Source organism: Vibrio sp. 10N.261.52.A1, from assembly GCF_002876325.1.
Classification (GTDB): Bacteria; Pseudomonadota; Gammaproteobacteria; order Enterobacterales; family Vibrionaceae; genus Vibrio; species Vibrio chagasii.
Genome location: NZ_MCYD01000140.1, coordinates 1 through 2479 on the forward strand (window position 1 = coordinate 1; position 2479 = coordinate 2479).

At 41.9% G+C, this 2479-nt stretch carries 3 protein-coding genes; 1 reads left to right on the forward strand and 2 read right to left on the reverse strand.

Annotated elements, in window-relative coordinates; all coding sequences use genetic code 11:
• Positions 1-274: 274 nt before the first annotated feature.
• On the forward strand, positions 275-1426 hold the full coding sequence (locus tag BCT81_RS01955) for an MFS transporter (protein ID WP_102423104.1): 1152 nt from the start codon (positions 275-277) through the stop codon (positions 1424-1426).
• 105 nt (positions 1427-1531) lie between these two features.
• On the opposite strand, the gene BCT81_RS01960 is transcribed toward BCT81_RS01955, so the two are convergent.
• Positions 1532-1873, reverse strand: a complete 342-nt coding sequence (locus BCT81_RS01960; protein ID WP_102423105.1) for a helix-turn-helix domain-containing protein — start codon at positions 1871-1873, stop codon at positions 1532-1534.
• Between the two features lie 154 nt (positions 1874-2027).
• Positions 2028-2372 (reverse strand): winged helix-turn-helix domain-containing protein, encoded by a 345-nt coding sequence (locus BCT81_RS01965; protein WP_102423106.1) that lies wholly within the window; start codon positions 2370-2372, stop codon positions 2028-2030.
• Between the last annotated feature and the right edge of the window lie 107 nt (positions 2373-2479).

Consider the following 2479-nt stretch of genomic DNA (forward strand, 5'->3'; position numbering starts at 1 on the left):
CTCTTATCGTAAACTGCACTTAAAATTTAATTTCAACGCTACAAATAAATTTGTTTTGACTCTCTCAATTAAATAGCCAATGAACAAGGGTTTAACGGCTTTTTGACCACATAAAATCTCGTGAAATGATCAAATCTCGCAACGGTATTTTAGTTTTGTTAGTCGATAAATTTCTTTTATCTTAACGACCATTTTTATTCGTTTTACCCAATCCAGTTTCTCCCCCATAGTCGCGGAAAATTCATCGTTTCTCACACTTTCGGAGGCTCCTGCATTGGACAACATCCAACCAACAACTCGCATAACCGTTCCAGTTATTGCACTGTCTTTCTACGCGATCGCTTCAGGCTACCTAATGAGCTCATTGCCATTAATGCTATCTGAATACGGCCTAGACAGTAATCTATCGAGTTGGTTGGCGAGTGCATTTTATGCAGGCCTTTTGGCGGGTACGTTATTGATTGAGCGTGCGATTGCACGTATCGGCCACAAAGACGCGTTTGTAATGGCACTGAGCGTGTTTATTGCAACGATCCTTGTGTTGCCATTAATCCCACATCAAGCTGTGTGGCTAATCGCGCGCTTTGTGGCTGGTGTGTCGGTTGCCGGTATTTTCGTCATTGTTGAATCATGGCTAATGAGCGGTGATGAATCACAACGTGCAAAACGCTTAGCGATTTACATGTGTTCACTGTACGGCGGTTCTGCAGTTGGTCAATTAGGTATTGGTTACCTAGGTATTACTGGCGGCGTACCTTTTATTGCAATGTTCACTCTGCTATTCGGCGCGATCATTGTGCTTATGTACGGACAAGCGACACCACCACAGATTCATGATGCTCAGTCTTTGTCTCTAAAACAGATCAGCAAATTGAGCCACAGTGCGTTAATCGGCTGCATCGTATCAGGTCTTACACTGGGTGCTATTTACGGTTTAATGCCTGTCGAGCTAGAACAACGTAATATTGCGCACGAAGACATTGGCGGTTTGATGGCGTTGGTTATTATGGGTGGCATGGCTGTGCAGCCGATGGTGACTTGGTTATCTCACCATGTAGGTCAAGTGTTGTTAATGGCTTTGTTCTGCCTACTCGGTGTGGCAAGCATTGGCGTACTAACGATCAATCATGACTTCTACGTACTAGGCATGAGCCTGTTCGTGCTAGGCATGGCGACATTTGCGCTTTACCCAATCGCGATCAACTTGGGCTGCCGTAACTTAGATCCAAGCTACTTGGTGTCAGTGACTCAAATCATGCTGCTTTGCTACAGCATCGGTTCAGTTGCGGGTCCAATCGTGGCAGACAGCTTCATGGATTCACAAGCAGGCTTATTCACTTACCTGTTTGCGTCTCTATTAGCGACAACGATCTACATGTTGATTGCTAGCCTAAAGCGCTCTCACCTACAGATTGCAGGCGAGTAATTGGCTCTAATCTTATAAGATTGAACGATACACTGAGGGCTCTTCACCAAAGACGGTATGTCTGAAGGAAGCGCCCTTTTTTGTACACGATACTGAGAAGACACACTAAGGTTGGAAAACATAACCTTCGCCGGTGATCGTTAGGATCAGTCCGTCACCAAGAATAGAGCGTATCTCTGAGATAGCGACAATCACCGAAGAGTTAGTGACAGTCTCACCTTCCCAACCGATATTTTTTAGCTGGGGGACACTGAATAGTTGTCCACGATGACGATTCATAAAAAAAATCATTTTTCTGTAAGCTAATGGCATCGTTCCAACGATATAACCATTCTCAATATTGCGTATGAGTTTTGTGTTCAGCTCAATAACCTTACCGTTTACTTCCAAAACTTCATTATGTTCTTCACATTTACCTTCAATTACAGGGGAAGAGTCCGTATTCATATAATATTCCCTAACAGAGCAACCAACGACACAACTTTATTAAGAGATGTGTTTAATAACGTCGCTTATAAATGGACGCTTAAAATCGAAGATAATGAAAGCAGCATATACGGTAAAGAGATTAAATTTTTATTATTAGAATATGAACAGAATATCAACAACAAGGTCTCGGCTCTAACAAATAGCCTTCATTTGGTATAGTGTATAGACATTTACAGTCTATCATTCGGCGGATTTCATAGATTGCAACCAGAACTGACGCGGATGTTACCGATTTCCCAGGCCACCCAACACGCTTAAGAATATTCTTGCTAACAACTACGCCTTTGTTCTGATAAAGATAAAAAAGTACCTTACGATGAGGTTCAGACAAGGTGCCTACAATTGAACCATTGTCTTCCTTTCTAACCAGTTTGGTTTTAGTATTCACTTCCCTACTGTTCACAACGATTTTTTGTTCAGTAGTGAAATCCGGCATATCCGTTACATCATGTGGCATTACTTACCTCTTATTTTGTATATCAACCATATCGATTTAACTAGGTATGGTCATAAAAGTAAGAGAAAACTACATAACACCAATCTTGAAAAATACAGTAGATCTAC